Source organism: Virgibacillus byunsanensis, from assembly GCF_042675965.1.
In the GTDB taxonomy this organism is placed as follows: Bacteria; Bacillota; Bacilli; order Bacillales; family Amphibacillaceae; genus Virgibacillus_R; species Virgibacillus_R byunsanensis.
This window is the reverse complement of record NZ_JBHTKJ010000035.1, coordinates 46,383-66,021: the sequence shown is the minus strand read 5'-3', so window position 1 is coordinate 66,021 and position 19,639 is coordinate 46,383. Positions and strand designations below refer to the sequence as shown.

15 protein-coding genes and 1 pseudogene are annotated in these 19,639 nt (G+C 33.9%); 13 read left to right on the top strand and 3 right to left on the bottom strand.

Annotated features, from left to right (window positions below):
• The first annotated feature begins 9 nt into the window (after positions 1-9).
• The 4 genes from ACFQ3N_RS13315 to ACFQ3N_RS13300 all read left to right on the top strand — a co-directional run bounded on the left by ACFQ3N_RS13315 (position 10) and on the right by ACFQ3N_RS13300 (position 3,564).
• Complete coding sequence (locus ACFQ3N_RS13315; RefSeq protein WP_390363023.1) at positions 10-1,281, top strand: M20 family metallopeptidase; 1,272 nt, start codon at positions 10-12, stop codon at positions 1,279-1,281.
• A gap of 95 nt (positions 1,282-1,376) precedes the next feature.
• Positions 1,377-2,141, top strand: a complete 765-nt coding sequence (locus tag ACFQ3N_RS13310; protein WP_390363022.1) for an IclR family transcriptional regulator — start codon at positions 1,377-1,379, stop codon at positions 2,139-2,141.
• A 20-nt stretch (positions 2,142-2,161) separates the two neighbouring features.
• On the top strand, positions 2,162-3,079 hold the full coding sequence (locus ACFQ3N_RS13305) for an aminopeptidase (protein ID WP_390363021.1): 918 nt from the start codon (positions 2,162-2,164) through the stop codon (positions 3,077-3,079).
• Between the two features lie 77 nt (positions 3,080-3,156).
• Entirely contained in the window at positions 3,157-3,564 is a 408-nt protein-coding gene (locus ACFQ3N_RS13300) for a CocE/NonD family hydrolase C-terminal non-catalytic domain-containing protein (RefSeq protein WP_390363117.1), read from the top strand.
• Between the two features lie 150 nt (positions 3,565-3,714).
• Here ACFQ3N_RS13300 and ACFQ3N_RS13295 read toward each other — a convergent pair whose 3' ends face one another.
• On the bottom strand, positions 3,715-6,426 hold the full coding sequence (locus tag ACFQ3N_RS13295; protein ID WP_390363020.1) for a class I SAM-dependent DNA methyltransferase: 2,712 nt from the start codon (positions 6,424-6,426) through the stop codon (positions 3,715-3,717).
• Between the two features lie 225 nt (positions 6,427-6,651).
• Here ACFQ3N_RS13295 and ACFQ3N_RS13290 point away from each other — a divergent pair, with 225 nt between their 5' ends.
• From ACFQ3N_RS13290 to ACFQ3N_RS13280, 3 genes are all read left to right on the top strand, one after another.
• Complete coding sequence (locus ACFQ3N_RS13290; protein WP_390363019.1) at positions 6,652-9,228, top strand: McrB family protein; 2,577 nt, start codon at positions 6,652-6,654, stop codon at positions 9,226-9,228.
• On the top strand, positions 9,221-10,432 hold the full coding sequence (locus tag ACFQ3N_RS13285) for an McrC family protein (RefSeq protein WP_390363018.1): 1,212 nt from the start codon (positions 9,221-9,223) through the stop codon (positions 10,430-10,432). The genes ACFQ3N_RS13290 and ACFQ3N_RS13285 overlap by 8 nt, the downstream gene beginning before the upstream one ends.
• Positions 10,433-10,688: 256 nt before the next feature.
• The gene (locus tag ACFQ3N_RS13280; RefSeq protein ID WP_390363017.1) at positions 10,689-10,811 is read left to right on the top strand and encodes a hypothetical protein; all 123 of its coding nucleotides are present in this window, start codon (positions 10,689-10,691) and stop codon (positions 10,809-10,811) included.
• Positions 10,812-10,901: 90 nt separating this feature from the next.
• Here ACFQ3N_RS13280 and ACFQ3N_RS13275 read toward each other — a convergent pair whose 3' ends face one another.
• Both ACFQ3N_RS13275 and ACFQ3N_RS13270 read right to left on the bottom strand, forming a co-directional pair.
• Positions 10,902-13,334, bottom strand: coding sequence for a DEAD/DEAH box helicase family protein (locus tag ACFQ3N_RS13275; protein WP_390363016.1), 2,433 nt, complete (start codon positions 13,332-13,334; stop codon positions 10,902-10,904).
• On the bottom strand, positions 13,334-13,657 hold the full coding sequence (locus tag ACFQ3N_RS13270; RefSeq protein WP_390363015.1) for a phosphoribosyl-ATP pyrophosphohydrolase: 324 nt from the start codon (positions 13,655-13,657) through the stop codon (positions 13,334-13,336). The genes ACFQ3N_RS13275 and ACFQ3N_RS13270 overlap by 1 nt, the downstream gene beginning before the upstream one ends.
• A 230-nt stretch (positions 13,658-13,887) precedes the next feature.
• Between ACFQ3N_RS13270 and ACFQ3N_RS13265 the strand changes: the two are divergent.
• The 6 genes and pseudogenes from ACFQ3N_RS13265 to ACFQ3N_RS13240 all read left to right on the top strand — a co-directional run.
• Positions 13,888-14,202 (top strand): annotated as a pseudogene (locus tag ACFQ3N_RS13265) (DnaD domain-containing protein); the annotation flags it as partial.
• Between the two features lie 138 nt (positions 14,203-14,340).
• Positions 14,341-14,745, top strand: a complete 405-nt coding sequence (locus tag ACFQ3N_RS13260; RefSeq protein WP_390363014.1) for a winged helix-turn-helix domain-containing protein — start codon at positions 14,341-14,343, stop codon at positions 14,743-14,745.
• Between the two features lie 978 nt (positions 14,746-15,723).
• Positions 15,724-16,455, top strand: a complete 732-nt coding sequence (locus ACFQ3N_RS13255; protein WP_390363013.1) for an IclR family transcriptional regulator — start codon at positions 15,724-15,726, stop codon at positions 16,453-16,455.
• A 14-nt stretch (positions 16,456-16,469) separates the two neighbouring features.
• Complete coding sequence (locus ACFQ3N_RS13250) at positions 16,470-17,843, top strand: dihydroorotase (protein WP_390363012.1); 1,374 nt, start codon at positions 16,470-16,472, stop codon at positions 17,841-17,843.
• A gap of 115 nt (positions 17,844-17,958) precedes the next feature.
• Positions 17,959-19,047 carry a TRAP transporter substrate-binding protein DctP gene (dctP, locus tag ACFQ3N_RS13245; RefSeq protein ID WP_390363011.1) on the top strand — a complete coding sequence of 363 codons (1,089 nt, stop codon included), beginning with the start codon at positions 17,959-17,961 and terminating at the stop codon, positions 19,045-19,047.
• A gap of 72 nt (positions 19,048-19,119) precedes the next feature.
• Positions 19,120-19,638 carry a TRAP transporter small permease gene (locus tag ACFQ3N_RS13240; protein ID WP_390363010.1) on the top strand — a complete coding sequence of 173 codons (519 nt, stop codon included), beginning with the start codon at positions 19,120-19,122 and terminating at the stop codon, positions 19,636-19,638.
• The last annotated feature ends 1 nt before the right edge of the window (position 19,639 follow it).

Below are 19,639 nucleotides of genomic sequence, written 5' to 3'. Positions count from 1 at the left end.
GTTCATAGTATGACAAATAAGCAGGAACTAAAAGATCGTTTAATTCAAGAGGTACAAAATAATGAAGATGAATTAATAGAGTTATGTAGTCAACTGATTAAAATTCCTAGTGAAAACCCACCAGGTGACTCAACAGAAATTACAACTTTTATTGATCAATATTTAAAAAATGTAGGTGCTGAAACGTCTTGGTATGAATCCACTGATAAGATGTACAACCTAGTTTCGACGATCGGTGAAGATAAAGGTGGAAAACACTTAATTTATTGTGGACACTCGGATGTAGTACCAACAGGTGACCATTCAAAGTGGGATTTCAGCCCTACTTCAGGTGAAATTGAAGATGGATGGTTGCTTGGAAGAGGGGCAAGTGATATGAAAGCGGGTTTAGGTGGTATTATTTATACATTTGGACTCTTAAAGAAATTAAACATCGATCTTCCGGGCAAATTGAGTTTAGCGGTAGTCCCAGATGAAGAGACAGGTGGAGAATTCGGAGTTCCCTGGCTATTAGAAAATGAAATTATTGATGGTGATGGCTGCTTAATTCCAGAGCCTTCCTCTCGATATAACCCAACAATCGGGCAAAAGGGTTCCTATTGGTTTAAACTCAAAGTGTATGGTGAACCAGGTCATGGTAGTCTATCACCACTAGCAGGTAATAATGCAATTACAAATATGATTGATGCTATTAATGAAATCCGTAAATTGTGGAATTTACATATTGAGGTTCCTGATGAGGTAAAACCATTAATAGAGAAATCAAAGCGATATATGCGCGAAGTTGAAAAAGATCGAGAGCCCTTTCAACGAGTCTTGGATCATGTCACTGTAAATATCGGAAAAATTCAAGGTGGAACAAAATCTAATATTATTCCTGAAAGTTGTGAGATAGAAGTCGATTGTAGACTTCCGTTTGGCATAACACAAGATGATGTAACTGCATTTTTACATGAAAAATTAGATGCATTAGAAATTGATTATGAAATTAGCCGTTTTGGATTCCGTAGTAATGCTAACTACACAAGTGCGGATGATCCAGTATGTAAATCAATAGTCGACAATATTACTCATGTAGCAGAACATGAAGCGTATGGTGTAATGCAATGGGCGAGTAGTGATGCACGCCATTTCAGAAATCACAACATTCCTGTACTTCAATATGGGCCAGCTTACTTACCAAGTATTCATGGTTATAATGAGAAAGTGAAGGTAGAGGATATTGTTAGATGTTGCAAAGTTTATATCGCAGCAGTTGTCGATTACTTATATGAAAAGTAGATTATAAGATTATAAGTAATTGATTTATTACGGTGCATGTATTAGTATTTTCTAATATGTGCACCAATTATTCTGTAGAGGGAGCAGTCTTACTAATGTTAAAAACTCTAAGCCTTGCTTTAGAAGTATTAAAAATGTTTACAAAAGATAAACCAACATGGGGAGGAAGAGAGTTAGCGGCTGAAATGAATCAAAACCATACAAAGGTTTATCGTATCTTAGAAACACTAGATAATCATAAATTTTTAATCAAGAATAAGGAAACAAAGAAGTATTCACTTGGATTTGCAGTTTGGGAGCTAGGTAATACGTTATCTGAAAATTTTCATATGAAAGAATTGATACACCCCATTTTAAAAAAATTAAGTGATTGTACAAATGAATCTACTTTTTTAACAATCTTGGATGGTGAAGAGGGCTTAACTTTTGAAGCTGTGGAAGCGAGAACGACGGTACGATTTTCGGTTTCTGTCGGAAGTCGAACGCCTTTATATGCTGGTGCTTCCTATCGCTCAATATTAGCCCATATGCCGACGGAGTTTATAGAGAGTTATTTAGAGAAACAATTCACTAGATACACAGAAAAAACGATGGTAGACCGTGAAGTAATTAAAGAAGATTTAAGATTAATTAGGGAAAATGGATATGCGAGTAGTGAAGGTGAGTATACAGAAGATGTGATTGCTGTTGCAATTCCTATTTTTCATAAAGAAATGATAATAGGCTCGTTAACCGTATCAGGACCTCAATATCGGATTACAGATGAACATATTAAATTGTTTATCACAGAATTACTAGAGGCTAAAAAGGAACTGAAAAAAGTTATCGAAAAGTATGGTCCCCATTTTGGTTTATCTTAATAAAGGAAGGAGAATATAACATGAGTTTAGTTGATGTTGCTAAATCTGTTCTATTACAAAATTTAACATTAAAAACCAGTGAATCTGTTCTAATTATAACGGATGAGGAGAAGCATGAAGTTGCAGATTTATTTTACCAAGCTAGTAAAGAGCTTTCCAACGAAGCTATTATTGTCAAAATGCCAACTCGAAATAAATCTGGTGAAGAACCACCTCACATGATTAGTTCATTAATGAAGACGGCAGACGTTATATTATGCGTGACCCAACATTCTTTGACACACACACAGGCAAGAAAAGAAGCTTCTGAAACGGGATCTAGAGTAGCGACAATGCCAGGAGTTACGTTTGATATGCTTGAAAATGGTGCAATTTCTGCTGATTATAATGATGTTCAAGAGCTTACTGAAAAGTATTGTCAAGAATTAGATCGTGGTGAAGAAGTTAGAATTGTAAAAGACAATTTTGAATTAACTTTCTCAATTAAAGGAAGAGAAAGTATTAGAAGTACAGGCGTTTTTAAACAAAAAGGGGAATCTGGCAATGTGCCATCAGGTGAAAGTTATATAGCACCAATTGAAGATTCTGCAAATGGTACCATAATGATAGACGGTGCTGTAAGTAACATAGGTGTGCTTGATGAACCAATAATTTTAAAGGTTAAATCGGGAAGGTTAGTAGATGCAACAGGTAAAAATGGACAAAAATTATTGGAATTATTAGGTGACGGTGATGGACGTACCATAGCTGAGTTTGGTATAGGTACGAATAAAAAAGCTCGATTAACTGGTAATGTATTAGAAGATGAAAAAGTTTTCGGAACGGTACATATTGCATTTGGAAGCAATAAATCTTTTGGAGGAAAAACGGATGCGGGTGTACATATTGACTGCATTATTAAAGATCCGAATGTGTGGATAGATACTCAAAAGGTATAAAGGTTTAGCTTATATACAAGAATAAACTATGAGATAAGGTCACTAGCAGTTTATACATATGCATCAATGGATAAGCCATTAGAGGTGACAGGCTGGGGAAAAGTCGTCTTATACGCATCAACTGTTGCACTGACACAGACTTCACAGCAAGGCCTGTCGATGTTTATCCAGACGGAACAGCATACAACCTATCAGATGGAATCGTTCAAGTGTCCTATGCTTGTGGTCGTAACGGACAGGATAACCTGAAGAACAAAATTAAGAAATATGAAATAGATTTATGGGCAATCAGCAATGTATTTTTACCAGGACAAGGACACAAATTCAGAATCGGAATAACTTCCAGTAACTATCCGTGGTATAATGTAAATCCAAACATAGGGAAGACCACTCTCGATACAACCGAAATGGTAAAAGCAAACCAAATGATATTGCATGATAGTGGGCTTCACTCATATGTGGTGTTGATACCGGGTAAATCATAAGGTATTATTATTTTTAAAATGAGGCAAGGACTTAATAAGGTTCTTGCTTCTATTACGTATAAAAGATTAATTCTGATATTTCCAATATAGGATTTTGGATAGACAGAATTTACTGCTTGCCTATGGTTTTGCCAAACTAGATAAGAAATTTCATTCTTTTAAACTGGAATATAAGCTTAATAAGGAATAGATTCTTTCTTCTTCAGAATGAAATGTTTTTTTACTATACAATTTATCAACTTCTCTATCAAGTACCTTGTGTAATTTTAATAATGCTTTTGGCATAGCCAAAGGGTCATACAAGTCCGCTAAAGTTGAGTTTGGGTATTCTTCCCTTATTAACATTAACTTCCTAGAGATGTTCCTAATATTTTCAATATTATCAGAAGACGTTTTGCTGGGGAAAGGAAAAGTATTATAAACTAGTTGTATTGAATATCGATAATCCTCCTTTATTCTTCCACCAGTATATTTTAACCAACACATATGCATTGAAGAAGATAAAATTCCAAAATAATATGGATCATCGGTATGTACAATAATGCAAGAATCACCAGCAATAAAATCTTTAGGGAAAATTGAAATTGGAATATATGTTCTACGTTGGGAGGTGTGCTTAGGGATTAGGATATATTGTTCTTTTGGTTGACGTATTTCGCCAAATAAATATGGTGTTTCAGCCAGTTTTCTTGTACTACTTCTGTTACTTTTGAGACGATGCTTTTGTACATTTTCAAGTCTCTCCACAACATATTTCATCTTCAAAAAAGTACTTGGTTCTGCGTCCTCAAACCATAAACACCATCTTTTTTCACCATTAAGATATTGTCTTGCTGAAAGGAAAGGTCTAAAAAACCTTTTTGCTTTAGGTTCTCTTAGTAAAAAATCTACTTTTTCAGTATTTGTAAATAGGAAGTTTTGATCGTCATTTGGCATACTTCCAGTACTAACCTTAGGTAACTCTGCATGAATTTTTTCCCTGCTTTTAGTTACTATAGTATTTTCAAAGTCTAATAAATAAGGATTTATATTTGTAGCTTTAATAATTTGCTGCGTTGGAATATCTCCCTTAATGTCAGTAATAATATATTTCAAATTATTATTATTTAAAGAAAAACCTATAATCACTACATAAACACTAGCTGTGTTATTTGATTCAGATGTCCATTTAAAAGTTCTGTAAGCAAAGTTTATTATGACACCATTGGAAATTAGATAATTCCAAAGAGGGGCGACTTGTTCTCCTTGTGTAATAGAGTTAGTAGACACAAACCCTACCTCTATATTTGTTCCTTGTATGTAGTCAGCAGCTTTTATATACCAGGCGGAAACATAATCTAATATATTATATCCTTTTTCCATACTCATACAAGCAATATTCATGTCCTGTGCCTGTTCGGTGGTTCTCTTTTTCTTTGATATAAATGGTGGATTGCCAATAATATAAGTCAGTTCGTTCTTAGATACAATATCGTTCCAATCTAAACGTATTGCATTACCATAAGTTATATTTGGGTAATTTGTTAGAGGTAGGCGATTATAATTTATTCCAAATTCTGAAGAAAACTGTATATTCATTTGATGGTCAACTAACCATAATGCAACTTGGGCAATCTTATGAGGGAACTCTTCTATTTCAATACCAAACATTGAATCAACATTAATACCTGTATATAAATTACCGATTTGAAAATCCTCTTTTTTTCTAGCTAAATATCTAATCTGAATAAGGATTTTGATTTCAAGTTTCCTTAGTTCTCTGTATGCTACGATTAGAAAGTTTCCACAACCACAGGCTGGGTCCAGAATTTTAATTTTACGTATATCAGTTAGCAATTTTTTTAATTCCTTTGCATTGTGTTCTGATAAAAGTAATTGCTCATAGAACTCATCTAGGAACATATTCTTTAATACTTTTAATATATTTTCCTCCGATGTATAAAAAGTACCAGAGTTATGGCTGTTATTTTTGATTACCAATTGGAAAAGAGAACCAAAAATAGCTGGTGAAATATCTTTCCAATTAAATTCACAGCATTCTAGTAGTATTTTTCTGAGTCTAGAATCAAAGGACGGAAACCTTATTTTCTCTTTAAATAAAGTACCATTTAGATAAGTGAATTTATGCAAGTCTTCATCATGAAATTGTTGCCTGTTCCGAGGTGGTGTATCAATGACATCAAATATTCCTGAAATATAAAAGCCTAAGTTTGACCCATCCTTGTTTGTGTTCTTTCTAACATAATTGTAGAAATGATTTTTATCCCATATTCCTGTGTCATCAGAAAATAAACAATATAGTATTCTAATTAGGAGTACTGCTAAATTGTGTCCCGTATATCCATTCTTATCTAATGAGTCATATAGCTTAACCATAAGTTTAACTGCATCTTCATTTACTGGTATCTCATCGATAGTTGGAAGAGTGTCACCTCCATACATAAAACTAAATAAGTGTATATTGTTATGTAGATTTTCTAATGAAAACTTATATTCCTTGGAGTTATCCAGATCATACAAACAAAATTTGGTGAAATCCGAAACTAATACAAACTGTGGTAATTCATCATTTTCTAACCCATTGAAATAATTTAATGCTTGGGAATAAGCTTTATTTAGATTTTTCCCTTTAGATTTATGTTCAACTACTAATTTCCCCCTCCAAAATAAATCTATAAACCCTAAGTTTTTATCTAACGTAACAGGCTGTTCAAATGTTGCTACCTTCCTTCTAGAAATACCAAAGACTTCAAAAAAATCATTCCAAAAAGATTGTGCTTCTGCTCTTTCATTTGATTCATCAATCCATGAATTAGAAAATTCAAAAGCCCTTGACCTTATTTCACTAAATAATGGATACATTTAATACACCCCCTAATATATATAATTTTGAAAGGAGGTAATTATTCTGCATGAATTCCATAATTTGAAATTTAATTAAACTTGTCTAGAGAATGTTAGTATCGCCAAGGAGTGCGGTGCCGTTCTATTGTTTAAACTGAATAAACATAAATTATACTATCCCTTCACTTAATTAACGAAACATTCTATAATTAAAACATATAAATGAATGGAGGAATTATCCAAATGAAACTTCAAACATTACTTGAAAAGGCTGCGTTATATAATTCAGACTTTAATTTGGTAGAAGAGGCTGAATCTGGACGTCGGTCTTTTATTAAAAGGTTTCCTATAGATCCATTAAGAGAAATGACAGTTGAAGAATACGCAGATACGAAAACGAAGGATAGTTTCATTTACTGGCTTGAGAGAAAACATATTTTAGCAGGAATAGGTGGAGGTAATTCTTCAAAGTTCGGGATTTATCGTGCTCAAAATGGTGATTACTGTAAAGGTTATGGTAAGCATAAAGTAGTATTAGAAGGTGAGATCTTACAAGAAGAGTTTTATGCACTAAAAGAAGGTATTATACAGGCTATAATGCTAGCTAAAGAGGATCGTATTTCTGAGCTGAGCAAACTAGAACTGCCATTATTCAATATGGTGTTGTTAAAAATTTTGAATATATACGTACCTGAAAAGTTTTTTAACGTGTATTCACCTCCCATTTTAATTGAGCTTGGGAGAGAGTTAGAATTAAGGGACGATTTGCTACTTCCACAAAACTCTGTTGAGTTGAATTATGAAGTACTTAACAGTCTACGAAAACAAGATGTTTTTTCAAAATGGTCCAACCAGGAAATCTCTATTTTTATTTGGGATACATTTGCCGAACGGGATAAAATGATAGATGAAGATGTGAGTTATTGGCTTGTCGGACATACATATGAAAATGAGGGTTCTATCCGGGAGTATCTGCTGCAAAATAATCGTATTGCAATTGGATTTTTAAGGGAAGATTTATCACCCTATTTAAATGAGGAAGATATGAATGACATTATAATTGAAAAAGAAGATTCCACTGCAGGACAAAAGGCGTTAAAGCAATTTTTTTCTATAAAAGAAGGAGATTTTGTTGCATTAAAGTCTACATTTACTCGAAAAGTGGATGGAAAGACAAAATCGGTACTTCGAATTAGTGGTGTAGGAATAATTAAGAGTGATGCTTATGATGGGTACGAATTTTCAGAGTCGTACGGTCACTTATTGCCAGTTGAATGGTTGGATAAAGAAGAAAACGAGTACATAGGTTACGGGGGTTATCGTAGTACAATTAATGAAGCAAAAAATAAGAATGTTATTAATATTGCCTTTATGCAGGAAGAAAGAGGTCAAGATTCAACAATATCTAAACCTGAATCACAACAGGACAATTTCCCTAATAATCTTGTCCTCTATGGCCCGCCAGGAACTGGCAAAACCTATCATATCGTTGATCGTGCTCTTGAGGTAATTGATAACAAAACGTTTGTAGAACTTCAAGCTGATGGTCGAGAGGCCCTTCAACAGGAGTTTTTGCGGTTAACAAAAGAAGAGAGGATTCATCTTGTAACCTTTCATCAATCTTATGCCTATGAAGATTTTATGGAGGGGTTGAAATCAGATGGAGCAGGAAATTTCATTCCAACGGATGGCATTCTTAAAAGAGCAATGATTGAAGCTATGTATGAAGGAGTACAGAACAATACAAATAACTATACGGAAGAATTGCGCTTTGAACAGTTATATGATTACTTGGTTACTAATGGGATCAAACAATCTATTGAGTTTGAATCTAAAACAGGTGGAAAGCTTATTATTTCGCACATCTCAGTTAATGAAAATTTAGTAATAACTAGTGCTGATGCCAAAACAAGGTCAATTGTTTCAAAAGATCGTTTATTACGAGTGTTTCGGTACATTCGATTACATGATATTGATTGGAAGAATAATATATCGTTTATTCGTGATGCAGTTGGAGGTTCAAATCAGACAAGATATTGGTCTGTGCTAAATTGGATTTTATCCAAATTGGATGAAGAAGTCGAAGAGGATAGCATTGAAATTGAAGGTGACGAGAAAAAAGCCGTAGTTTTAAAGGCATTGAACGAAAAGAAATCTTTTGACTTTACCGACGTAAAACGCCATGTTGTCATTATTGATGAATTAAATCGTGGTAATATCTCCAAGATATTCGGTGAGTTAATAACCCTGTTGGAAGAGGATAAACGTTTAACTAAAAACAATGAATTAATTGTGGAATTACCTTATTCGAAACAAAAGTTTACACTCCCTCCTAACTTATATGTAATTGGTACGATGAATACTGCAGACCGTTCAATAGCGCTATTGGATACAGCTTTGCGACGCAGATTTGTATTTGAAGAAATGATGCCAAATCCTGAACACTTGGAATCAATTGGTGACGAAATTGACGTGGAAGCTATGTTAACCGTAATGAATAAGCGAATTGAGGTGCTCTATGATCGTGATCATTTGATAGGTCATGCATATTTTATAAATGCAAAAACAGATGAAGAGATTATTTCTATTGTAGAATTAAAAGTTATCCCGCTATTACAAGAGTATTTCTATGATGATTGGGAAAAAATCGGTCTTGTTTTAGGAGGCATTGGTACATCGAAGGAGGATCCTTATATAGTTTATAAGGAAGAAGTAAATGTAAATGATCTTTTTAAACAGAGGCCTTCTCTTCATATTCGTGCACTATACCGAGTTAAACAAAAATTATCCACACAGGAGTTAATGGCAATCTATGACTAAAACAGTAATTGTTCGTGAGTCGTATGATTGGATTACAGAAAATGATGTGTCGGCAACACAATATGAAGAGCTTATACGTTACATTGAAGAGAAGTATCCAAATGAAAACGTGCTCGATCAGAAATATAAACGTCTGAGATTCATCAATTATGTTGGAACAATTCAATGCTCGGATGTACGTTATGAAGTCGTCCCAAAGATAAATCTTTCAAATAATGACGAGCGAAAAGTGCTGCTATCGATGCTTTCTATTACAAGGTTTCTACCCATTTCATTTTATGAACAGATACAAAACGGTGAAGAAAAAGGAGATTTGCTTACGGCATTCCTAACAGCTTTTCTTGAGCGCTTGTTGAATGAACTTAAGAAAGGAACCTATAAAACGTATGAGAGGCAGGAAGAAAATTTATATGTCTTGAAAGGAAAACTCGAGCTTAGTAATCACATTCGTAACAATACATTTCATAATACGAGAGCATATTGCAGTTTTGATGAACATACTGAAAATAATTCCTTAAATCAATTATTTAAAGCAGCATTGCATATTTTGAAAAAATATACGGGGTTATATTCTTTAAAACTCCATCTAGAACGCTGTTTAGGATATTTGGAAAGGGTGGACTTGGTAAACATTAATCCTACTACATTAGACAGTATTAAGTTGAATCGACAAAATGAACGTTTTAGAGATGCAGTATTATTTGCCAAGCTAATAGTGGAACGTGCCTCAATTTACAGCCAAGGGCAACGTGCATTATCTTTTTCACTTATGTTTCCAATGAACGTATTGTTTGAAAAATATATTGAAGTAGTACTTAGAGAAGTTGTTGGTTATAAAGTAGTAATCAGTCAACATGCAGAGAAAAGGTTATTACAAAATAAAAAGACAGGTTACAGAAATATCTTACTAAAACCAGATTTTCTGGTTAATAATGAACTCATTATTGATACGAAATGGAAAAGTGCTACGTATCATGGGAAGACCAGGTACGATCAGAGCGATATATATCAAATGTATGCTTATGTTACAGCTTACCAAGAAGCAAATCGGTGTATTCTACTTTACCCGAAACAGGAGAGAGAAGCGGACCACCCTGTTTGGGAAGTCATAGATACGGATAAGACCATTGAGATGCGCGCGATTAAAATTGAGAACTTTTGGGAAAGTGTTGATGAGTTGAGGGGTATTTTGAAGGATAATTAATCATGAAATTTATTAAGTAGCATATTTCATTTAATGCTTATTACTTACGCGTTTTAAAAAAAGAACCCTTGCAAGCAAGGGTTCTTTTTCTATAGATTTAACCAACATTAATAATCCTAATGTATAAATTGATTAATAAATCCATTATATACTAATCTTTTGATGAAAATGTGAATTTTTAATATGGAGTATGATACAATTTTTCTTACATCAATATACCTATAAGGAAATAATCAAATATGAATAGATAGAAAGCATGTTTAAAAATGTTATAGATGTTGTTTTAAATGATCCCATACGAGATGTAACGATTGTAGCTATTGTTGTCTTTATTGCAACCTTTTTCTATGAACAAAGACTTGACTGGTTCCAAGCATAAAAACATCCACTGGTTCCATAAATAATCAAGCAAACCTGGCAACGGTTTTTCTTTTCGTCTTCTACTCATTTTTTAATATTATTATTTGAATTATCCATTTCTCTTACTCCCTTTCCTCTCAAAATAAACCTGCATCTTATACGCACATACCTCACTAGTCATCTCATGTAATATTATTTGATCACTTTCACTAACGTCAAAATTGACCCCAAATTGGTTTTCCTTGAAATAAACAAGCTCATCCTTACTAACCCATTTAGACATAGGCATATCAGCTACCAGTTTTGCTACTTTCGCTTTATCATAATTCCATAGTTTCTTTGTATTTTTATTTGAAAAGTCTTTTTCTTTTCTGTAGTTTTTTTCCATAAAAAACTGGTGAAAATAAGGGGCGACTTCTTCTGGTGTAACAGGCTTGAGCCAATCAGATGGACCTTTATTAAGCAGAAATTGTAATACAACCATTTTATACGATTTGTTCATCATTTCGTTTTCTACTTTTTTCAACCATCGATAATGCTTTTGATATACCTTTGCTTCATGATGACTCAATTCTCCGTATTCGTTGAGGAAAGCAAAGTATCCTCCAAAGGCTTGTTTGTATTCCTTTGAATTACTGGTTCCATATTTATGTACTTCTTCATAAGATGGTCTCTTTCCTACATGCTCTTTCACGTTTAAATAGTTAAGATACATTCTTTCTTTTCGTGAGCTTCGTTTCTTTCTCATCTCTTCTAATAGATTAATAACCTCTGTTTCAAAATGAATAGCACATGAACTCGGTACAATTGGTTCCATGCTTTTACGAGGCTTCGCATCGTCTTCTTTGAATTGATTAAATACTTGGAGTTTCGTGTCAGCATTTCGGTAATTTCCAATTAGATCAATGATTACACAGTTATTTTTACCAGCATATTTTCTCAATCCTCTTCCTATCTGCTGGGTGAATACTACTAGAGATTCTGTTGGCCTTGCAAATAATAATGTATCAACCGATGGTATATCTACCCCTTCATTAAACAGATCCACTGTGAAAATAATATCTATTTCATTTGTATCTAGCATCCGTATTGCTTCACTACGCGAGATGTCTTTTGAGGCTGAAGTTAACGTTATTGACTTTACCCCTTGTTCACTAAAATAATTAGATAGAAATTCTGCCTGTTGGATAGAGGAAGTGAATGCAAGAGTACGAGTTTGCTTATATTCATTCCACTTCTCATAGATTTGTTCTGCGCGATCTCTTTGCAATTGCTGAATCATAAGCTCATGCTGATCATATTGCTTTCCTAACCAGTTAATCTTGGTATAGTCAATATCATCCTTTACTCCGTGATAAATAAGTGGTGTCAGCCAGCCATGCTGTATTGCTTCAATAAAGGTTATTTCATAGGCAACATTTCCATCACAAATTGCAAAAACATCTTGACCATCTGTACGTTCAGGTGTTGCCGTTAAACCCAATAGAAATTGAGGTTCGAAATAATCGATCACCTTTTGATAGCTTTTTGCTGCAGCATGGTGAAACTCATCGACAATAACTAAATCAAATTCCTCTGGTTCGAATGTATGCAATTGATCTTTAATACTTAATGTAAAAATAGAGGCGAAAAGCATATCGTGGTCTGGGTCTTTTTCCAAGCCATAATATAGCCCCCCTGATTTACCAAGAACCTGTTCAAAACTTTTCTTAGCTTGCTTTAGAATTTCTTCACGATGTGCGATAAATAATACTTTTTGGAATCGTTGCGCAAAAAATGCAGCTAAATATGTTTTCCCTAGTCCAGTAGCCATGACGACCATCGCTTTATTATAGTCCTCTTCCATGGTGTTCTCTAATTCTTGTAATGCATCCAGTTGTGCAGGACGTGGTTCTAGTGTTGTCGTATATGGACTTGGGTAATCGACAACTTTCTGTGGCAATTCTTCCTCTTCGTTAGGTAGGGTCAATTCTATTTCCTCACGCTTCGTCCAAGTGGAAATAAGATTCGCATGCTTAACATGAAAATTATCATAATCAGTTTGGTAGCTTTTTAGTGATTCACGATTTATTTCAATGGTTTGGTAATCATAAAAATGTTCAATGAATAAGTCAATGGACTGATTAAACGTATCGATAGAAGCATTGCGCTGCATCCTTAGATTCCACTCGACTCCACTTGTTAACGCAGAGCGAGATAGGTTAGAGGATCCAACAATAATTGCTCCTTCTTCTTGATGTTTAAAAATGTAAGTTTTCGGATGAAAAGCAATTCCATTACTGCGCCATAACCTAATTTCTAGGTTATCCCCCTCTAAATCTAACAATCTTGCTAAAGCCTTAGGCTGTGTTACATATAAATAATCACCAGTTAAAACTTTTATATCTGCTCCATTATTAAGCGCGTCCTGAAGCGCATCATAAATAACCTTTACCCCTGATTTCATGATGAAGGAGGTCAGGATGTAAATAGTAGAGGAGTTTTGTATATCTTCAAGTAATTGTTTATGCAGATTAGACGTATGTAACGTTATATTAGTCATTAGTCTTCAACCTCAACTAAAAATATTTTTTCGTCAAAGCCTCCTCGTTTAGCAGCTTTATCCTTTCTAACCTGCTCCACTTCATCAATTGAAGTACCATGGACGCGAGAAAGCGCATGCATTAATTCCAAGACATCCGCAAGTTCTTCTACGGCATCTTCATTTGTAGTTGTTTCCTGATATTCGGTGACTTCTTCTTTTAGTTTCTTTTTAAGTTCTGATATGTAACGATCCTGGTTAAGTATTTCTGTTTTGAAGTCTTTACCAGTGTTTTCTATGATTTCTGGGATTCGATCACGGACTAATTTGTTGTATGTTGGCATAAATTACGACCTCCTAGAAACTCGTTTACTCTATTTTATAGAAAAAGTAGAGAGGGAGCAAATGATGGTTTTTTATAAGGTTTAGAGTATATAAATTATTTAGAATTATAAATCCCAATACCATCATATTATTTCTAGCATAAAAAACGGGCCCATTAATTAAACAAAAGAAAGACAAAAAGAAACTAAACCATTTACCTATAACAGACGTGATTTAATTTTACCAAAAAAACTTTGGTACGATGAGTCCGTTTTTTTCAGAGGAAATTCTTCACTGGGTTGCAGACAGTAGCGAGAGTTTAGTCTTGCATGCAATGAAACGAACTTTAGAACGCAACAAGTCTAATTGGGGTTATGTACGTGCTATATTGAATTCCTGGATGAAGAAGGGATTTACAACAATTGAACAAGTAAATACAGAGGAAGTAGCATTTCGAAATCAAAAGAAAAGATATCAGGGTTATCAAACTAAGTCGGGAGAAGTAATTCCAGATTGGTTTAAGGATCGGAAGGATAATAGGGGAAAGGGAAGTCCAGTAAAGTAGAAGTTATTCGTGATGCAGCTGCGGAACGAGAAGAAATTGAAGCGTTGTTTGCTAAGTTTGCAGGAGCTAAAACTACAGTTGAAAAGAAGAATGTTTTGGTGGCATCTGGTTAAAAAGTAAACTTAAGGAGGATCAAATATGACTATTCCAGACTATCACTCTATCATGTACCCATTATTGGAATTGTTCTCAGACGAAAAAGTACACAGAATAAGAGATGTTGAATCAGAAATAGCAAAGTACTTTGGGCTTACGGAAGAGGAGTTAAATTTGTTATTGTCAAGTGGCAGGCAGGGTGTATTTAAAAATAGATTAAACTGGGCTAACACGTATCTGAAAAAAGCGTGTTTAGTGAAATCAAGCGAAAAAGGAACTGCTTTTATAACGGAAAGAGGATTAGACGTTATTAGGGATGACACGATAACAGAACTGAATAATCGGCTTCTTAGAAAATATCCTGAATTTGAAAAGTTTTCACGAAGAAAGAAAAACAATGATTCTATAAGTAGTAAATCTGGTCCAAACGAAAAGGTGTATTTCTGACAACTTCTGACTTTTCTAAAGAGGCTCGTGAATATGTAAGTCATATATAGAATAAAATTATTCTTATATCAGGAGACATCCTAGCAAATTTAATGATTCAATTTAATTTGGGTGTGTCAGTTGAATTAACCATAGAGGTTAAGAGGATTGATAGTGATTATTTTGTTGAGTGAATCAGAAAGAATATAAAAAGTTCAAAAGAGATAACGGTTGTATTATTGTACTTTAAACATGATCTGTTACCAAAAGGACTTACTAATGGATTTAAAGTAGGCATATATCAAATTGATATTAAGGATTTTCAATCATTTGTTATTAAAAGATTTGATAGACTCTTACAAAGACAACTCCGAAATAGAGAAGAAAAATATCGAAAAATATGGATAACAAGTCAGGTTCCAAATTTCTATCACTAATATAAAACTTAACCTGTTCAACCTGCTAAGAAAAGTGGGGTTTGGTGTACCAATAATAATTTAACTAGTTATGAATTAGTTAAGGATAATAAAGGTTTTATCTTAAAATCTGGTAGTGAACACCAAGTAAAACAAAAAATAAATAAATATTGGAAAGAGGAAAATAAATCCTCAACCTCTATTGTGGAATGATGAATATAAGTTTGGACAACCAAAGTGAGATAGAGTACGAGTATTCTGCTTCAAAAAGGAAAGAGAACTTATATTAAATGTAGGAAACAGATGGTTAAATATGATAAGTAAATTTTGTTTGGGAAGTCTAGAGAAGTAGAGATAGCATTCCATTAAAGCTAAGGTAAAAAATGGGATAGATGTTAGGTTGATTATTACCAAGACTTAAGTTTATTAGTCCAAAGATTTGGTTCATTTTGAAAATTCATTAAATATTATTGACATTTCCCATTGAATGAATTATATTTATAATAATATTTTTAATAATTGATTATCAATTATTGAAAATACAGACATAAAATTTATAGGGAAGTTAGCTGGAGGATTAGTAATGAGCGCCGAAAAAATATTTGGGATCTTGGACTTATATAACCAAACAAGAAGACAATTAACGGTTTCAGAAATTTCAAACCTTATGGATATCCCACAGAGCAGTGTTTATCGCCATGTTAGAGTTTTAAAGGAGAATGGGTTTCTATATGAAACATCAAATGGTGATTATAAATTAGGTTATCGCTTTTTGGATTTTGCTAACATAGTCCGTTTAGATAATAGTTTATCTGAAATTGCCTTGCCAATAATGAAGGAATTAACAAACCAATTTAAGGAAACGACTATACTCAGTGTCATCTCAGATAATTTTGTTGTATGTGTAGAAACTGTTTCATCTCCACAAGCGGTTACAGTTTCTTCGGAGCAAGGGAAAATAATTCCATTATATGTTGGTGGCTCCTCTAAAGCAATTCTGGCTTTTCAACCCAATGATTTAGTTGATGAATTGTTTAATAAAAATCTAGTTGTAAAACATACGGAGAACACACTTGCGACCAAGGATGAGTTAAAGGCAAACCTTAAAGAGATTAGAGAAAAAGGTTATTCAGTTTCAGATAGTGAGATTGATTTAGGAGTATATGCCTATGGATTTCCTATTAAAAATTCTAAACAAAAGGTATTTGCATCACTAGCGATAGCTGGACCTAAAGAGAGAATGCAACTTAAAAGCGAGCATGAAATTGTAGAAAAGTTCATCGAGGCAATAAACAAAATTGAAAAATACTTATAAGGAGGGAGAGAAAAATGAAGTATGAATTAGTTGTTAGAGGAAAATTGATTTTAGAAGATGAGGAGGTAATAGGTGAGGTAGGAATAAATAAAGGGATAATTGTAAGGGTTTGCAAAACTCAGAATGTATTAGAATATGATCTACTCCAAGATTATGATGAAAGTTATGTATTCCCAGGATTAATTGATGCACACGTTCACGTTAATAGTAACCCAGAGGAAGGCTTTGTCTCCACTAGTAGTGCAGCAGCGGTTGGGGGAGTTACAACATATGTTGATATGCCTTATGATTTCCCTGATCCAATAACAAATGTAGAGAGGTTTCAGCAAAAAGTCGAAAAAGCAGAAAATGAAAGTTTAGTAGATGTCGGGTTATGGGCGACGATTACCAAAACTGGAGGAACTGATCAAATTAAGCCGTTAGCTGAAAGTGGAGCGATTGCATTTAAATTTTCTACGCTTGAATCTGATCCTTATCGTTTTCCTAGAATACCAGATGATGAAATTTTAAAAGCAATGGAATTAATTCGTGAGACTGGTCTACGATTGGCTTTTCATGCTGAAAATGATGAAATCATCAAGGGATTAATAACAAATTTTGAAAGTAGCAATAAAGTTAGTCCAAGAGCTCATATGGAATCACGACCGCCAGTTTCTGAATCCAGTGCTGTTATTAAATTACTAGAATTTGCATATTGGACAAATGTGAAGCTTCATATTGTACATGTTAGTCACCCTAGAACACTTGATTTAATTAATTCCTTTAAAAATGACGGTGTTAACGTAACTGCTGAAACATGTTATCCATACTTGCTTCTTAATGTAAGCGCTTTAGAAGAATATGGTTCAAAGGCTAAAAATAATCCGCCATTACGGGAACCTAATGCCGTTCATGGATTATGGAATCAACTACTTAACCATAAAATCGATCTTATTACTTCTGATCATGTTGCTTGGGGGCGCAAACATAAAAAGTTAGAAGAAAATAATATTTTCAGATCAGCACCTGGGCTTTCTGGTTTGGAAATAATGGTACCTTTGCTATTTGAACACCTGGTATTGAAAGGAAATGTATCACCAATAAGATTTGCGAAGTTAATGTCCCAGAATCCTGCTGAAGTTTTCAGTATACATGGTAAAGGTAAGATTGCAGAAGGATATGATGCAGATTTTACAGTTATAGATCCAAATAAAACTTGGACAATTGAAGAAGAAAAACTACACACAAATGCGAAACTAACCCCGTTCCATGGAACAGAAGTAAAAGGAAAAGTAATAGGAACTATTGTAAGAGGAAACGTGGCATACAATGGTGAAGAAATACTAGCAGAGCCCGGATTAGGAAAAATAGTAAAGGGTTCGGCAAATAAAGAGTCTATTTCAAAATAAAAAAACTGAATTTTTGAAATGGATTAACTATTAAGTTTTCGAATTTTATTAAAATGGTTGGTACATCAATTTGTGCTTGACAGTTATTAAATAAAAAATGAAAGGGGAAATTATTGTGAAAAGTTTAAAAAGGTATATGATGCTGATATTGATTGTCACTTTTCTTGTTATTCTTTCAGCTTGTGGAGATGAGGCCTCTACCACTAATGAAGAAGGAGGAGAGGATTTCGAAATAACTTTAACTTATTCTGACCATGATCCACCAGGAGCTATGAGGACGGACTTTGTTGAAAATGTATGGATTCCTGAGATAGAAAAGCAAACAAATGGTCAAGTGAAAGTTAACGCAAACTTTGGGGGATCACTATTAAGTTCACAAGAGGTTCTTGAAGGGGCTGCGGATGGTGTAACAGATATGGCGATGATTTTCCCAGATTTTTATCCTGAAAGACTATTTACTTATCAGATTTATAAACTATTCCCAGAAGCTCCTGAAAAGTGGGAGAATATTTCAACCATTTTCGAGGAATCTGTTGAAGAGCTTCCAAAATTAAATGAAGAGTTAGAGGCTTTGAATCAAAAGCCATTATTAGTAACAGTCGGACTTCCTACAGTGTTTGGAGCTTCTTACGAGATAGATGGTATTGAAGACATTATAGGTAAAGATTGGCGCGCATCTAGTCGCTGGCATTTAGAATCTATGAAACATATAGGTGCAAACCCAGTAAGTGTACCATGGGAAGATGTATATATGTCCTTAGAAACTGGTGTAATTGACGGAGTAATGACAAATTACGATGGATTTCATGCAATGAAATTCTATGAAGGTGCACAAGACATTATTGTAGGACCACAACTATGGTGGGCATCACCATTCACGCATACAATTAATTTAGATGTATGGAATGACTTGCCAGAAGATGTACAGGAAGGAATATTAAAGGCAACAGAAATTGCTCAGGAAAAATTTGGGGAGGTATATGCATCTGCATTAGAAAATACAATTGAAGCGCATGAAGAAGCAGGAGTAAATGTAAAAATGGCCGACGAAGAGGATGTAGCCTACTTCACGGATGAAGAGCTATTGAACAATCTAAGAAATACATGGATAGAAGAAGCGAAGGCTAATCACGGAATAGAAGATGCAGAAGAGTACATTAATAGTATGCTTGAAATCATGCAAAGAGGTTTGGATAAAGAATAATGACATCTCCTCTTTCTTTCTTAAGGAAGGAAAGAGGAAAGTATTTAAAAAACTTATAAAGGTGTTTTGAAAATGGGAGAAATCTATCGTTTTTCTAAAAGTATAATGAGCTTTATTAATGATAAGCTAGCTGAAATATGTGGATTTCTATTATTTGCGATTATGATTTTACTAACGGTCAATGTCGCAAGCCGTGAATTTGGAATTGCAATTCCAGGACTAACAACAACTGCTGTTTTAATTCTGATAGCTGTTGTATATTTGGGCCAATCCCGTACTGAGGAACATGATGAACATGCTAACGTTGATATGGTAACTAATATGCTGCCATCAAAATGGAAAACATTAAACAGTTTGTTTATAAACATATTAAAATTATTTACTATAAGCTTTTTTTTCTATGGATCCATTGGGAGTTTTATTAGTTCTTATCAAGCAAATGAAATATTTGCTGATGTTGTAAAAATTCCTATGTGGCCCGCTAAGTTAGCAATTGTAATTGGATTATTCTTTTTTGCAATTCAGATTTTATTAAAATTAATTGAAGATATTAGAATTCTATCAAAAAAGTCCTGGAAAACAAATAAATGAA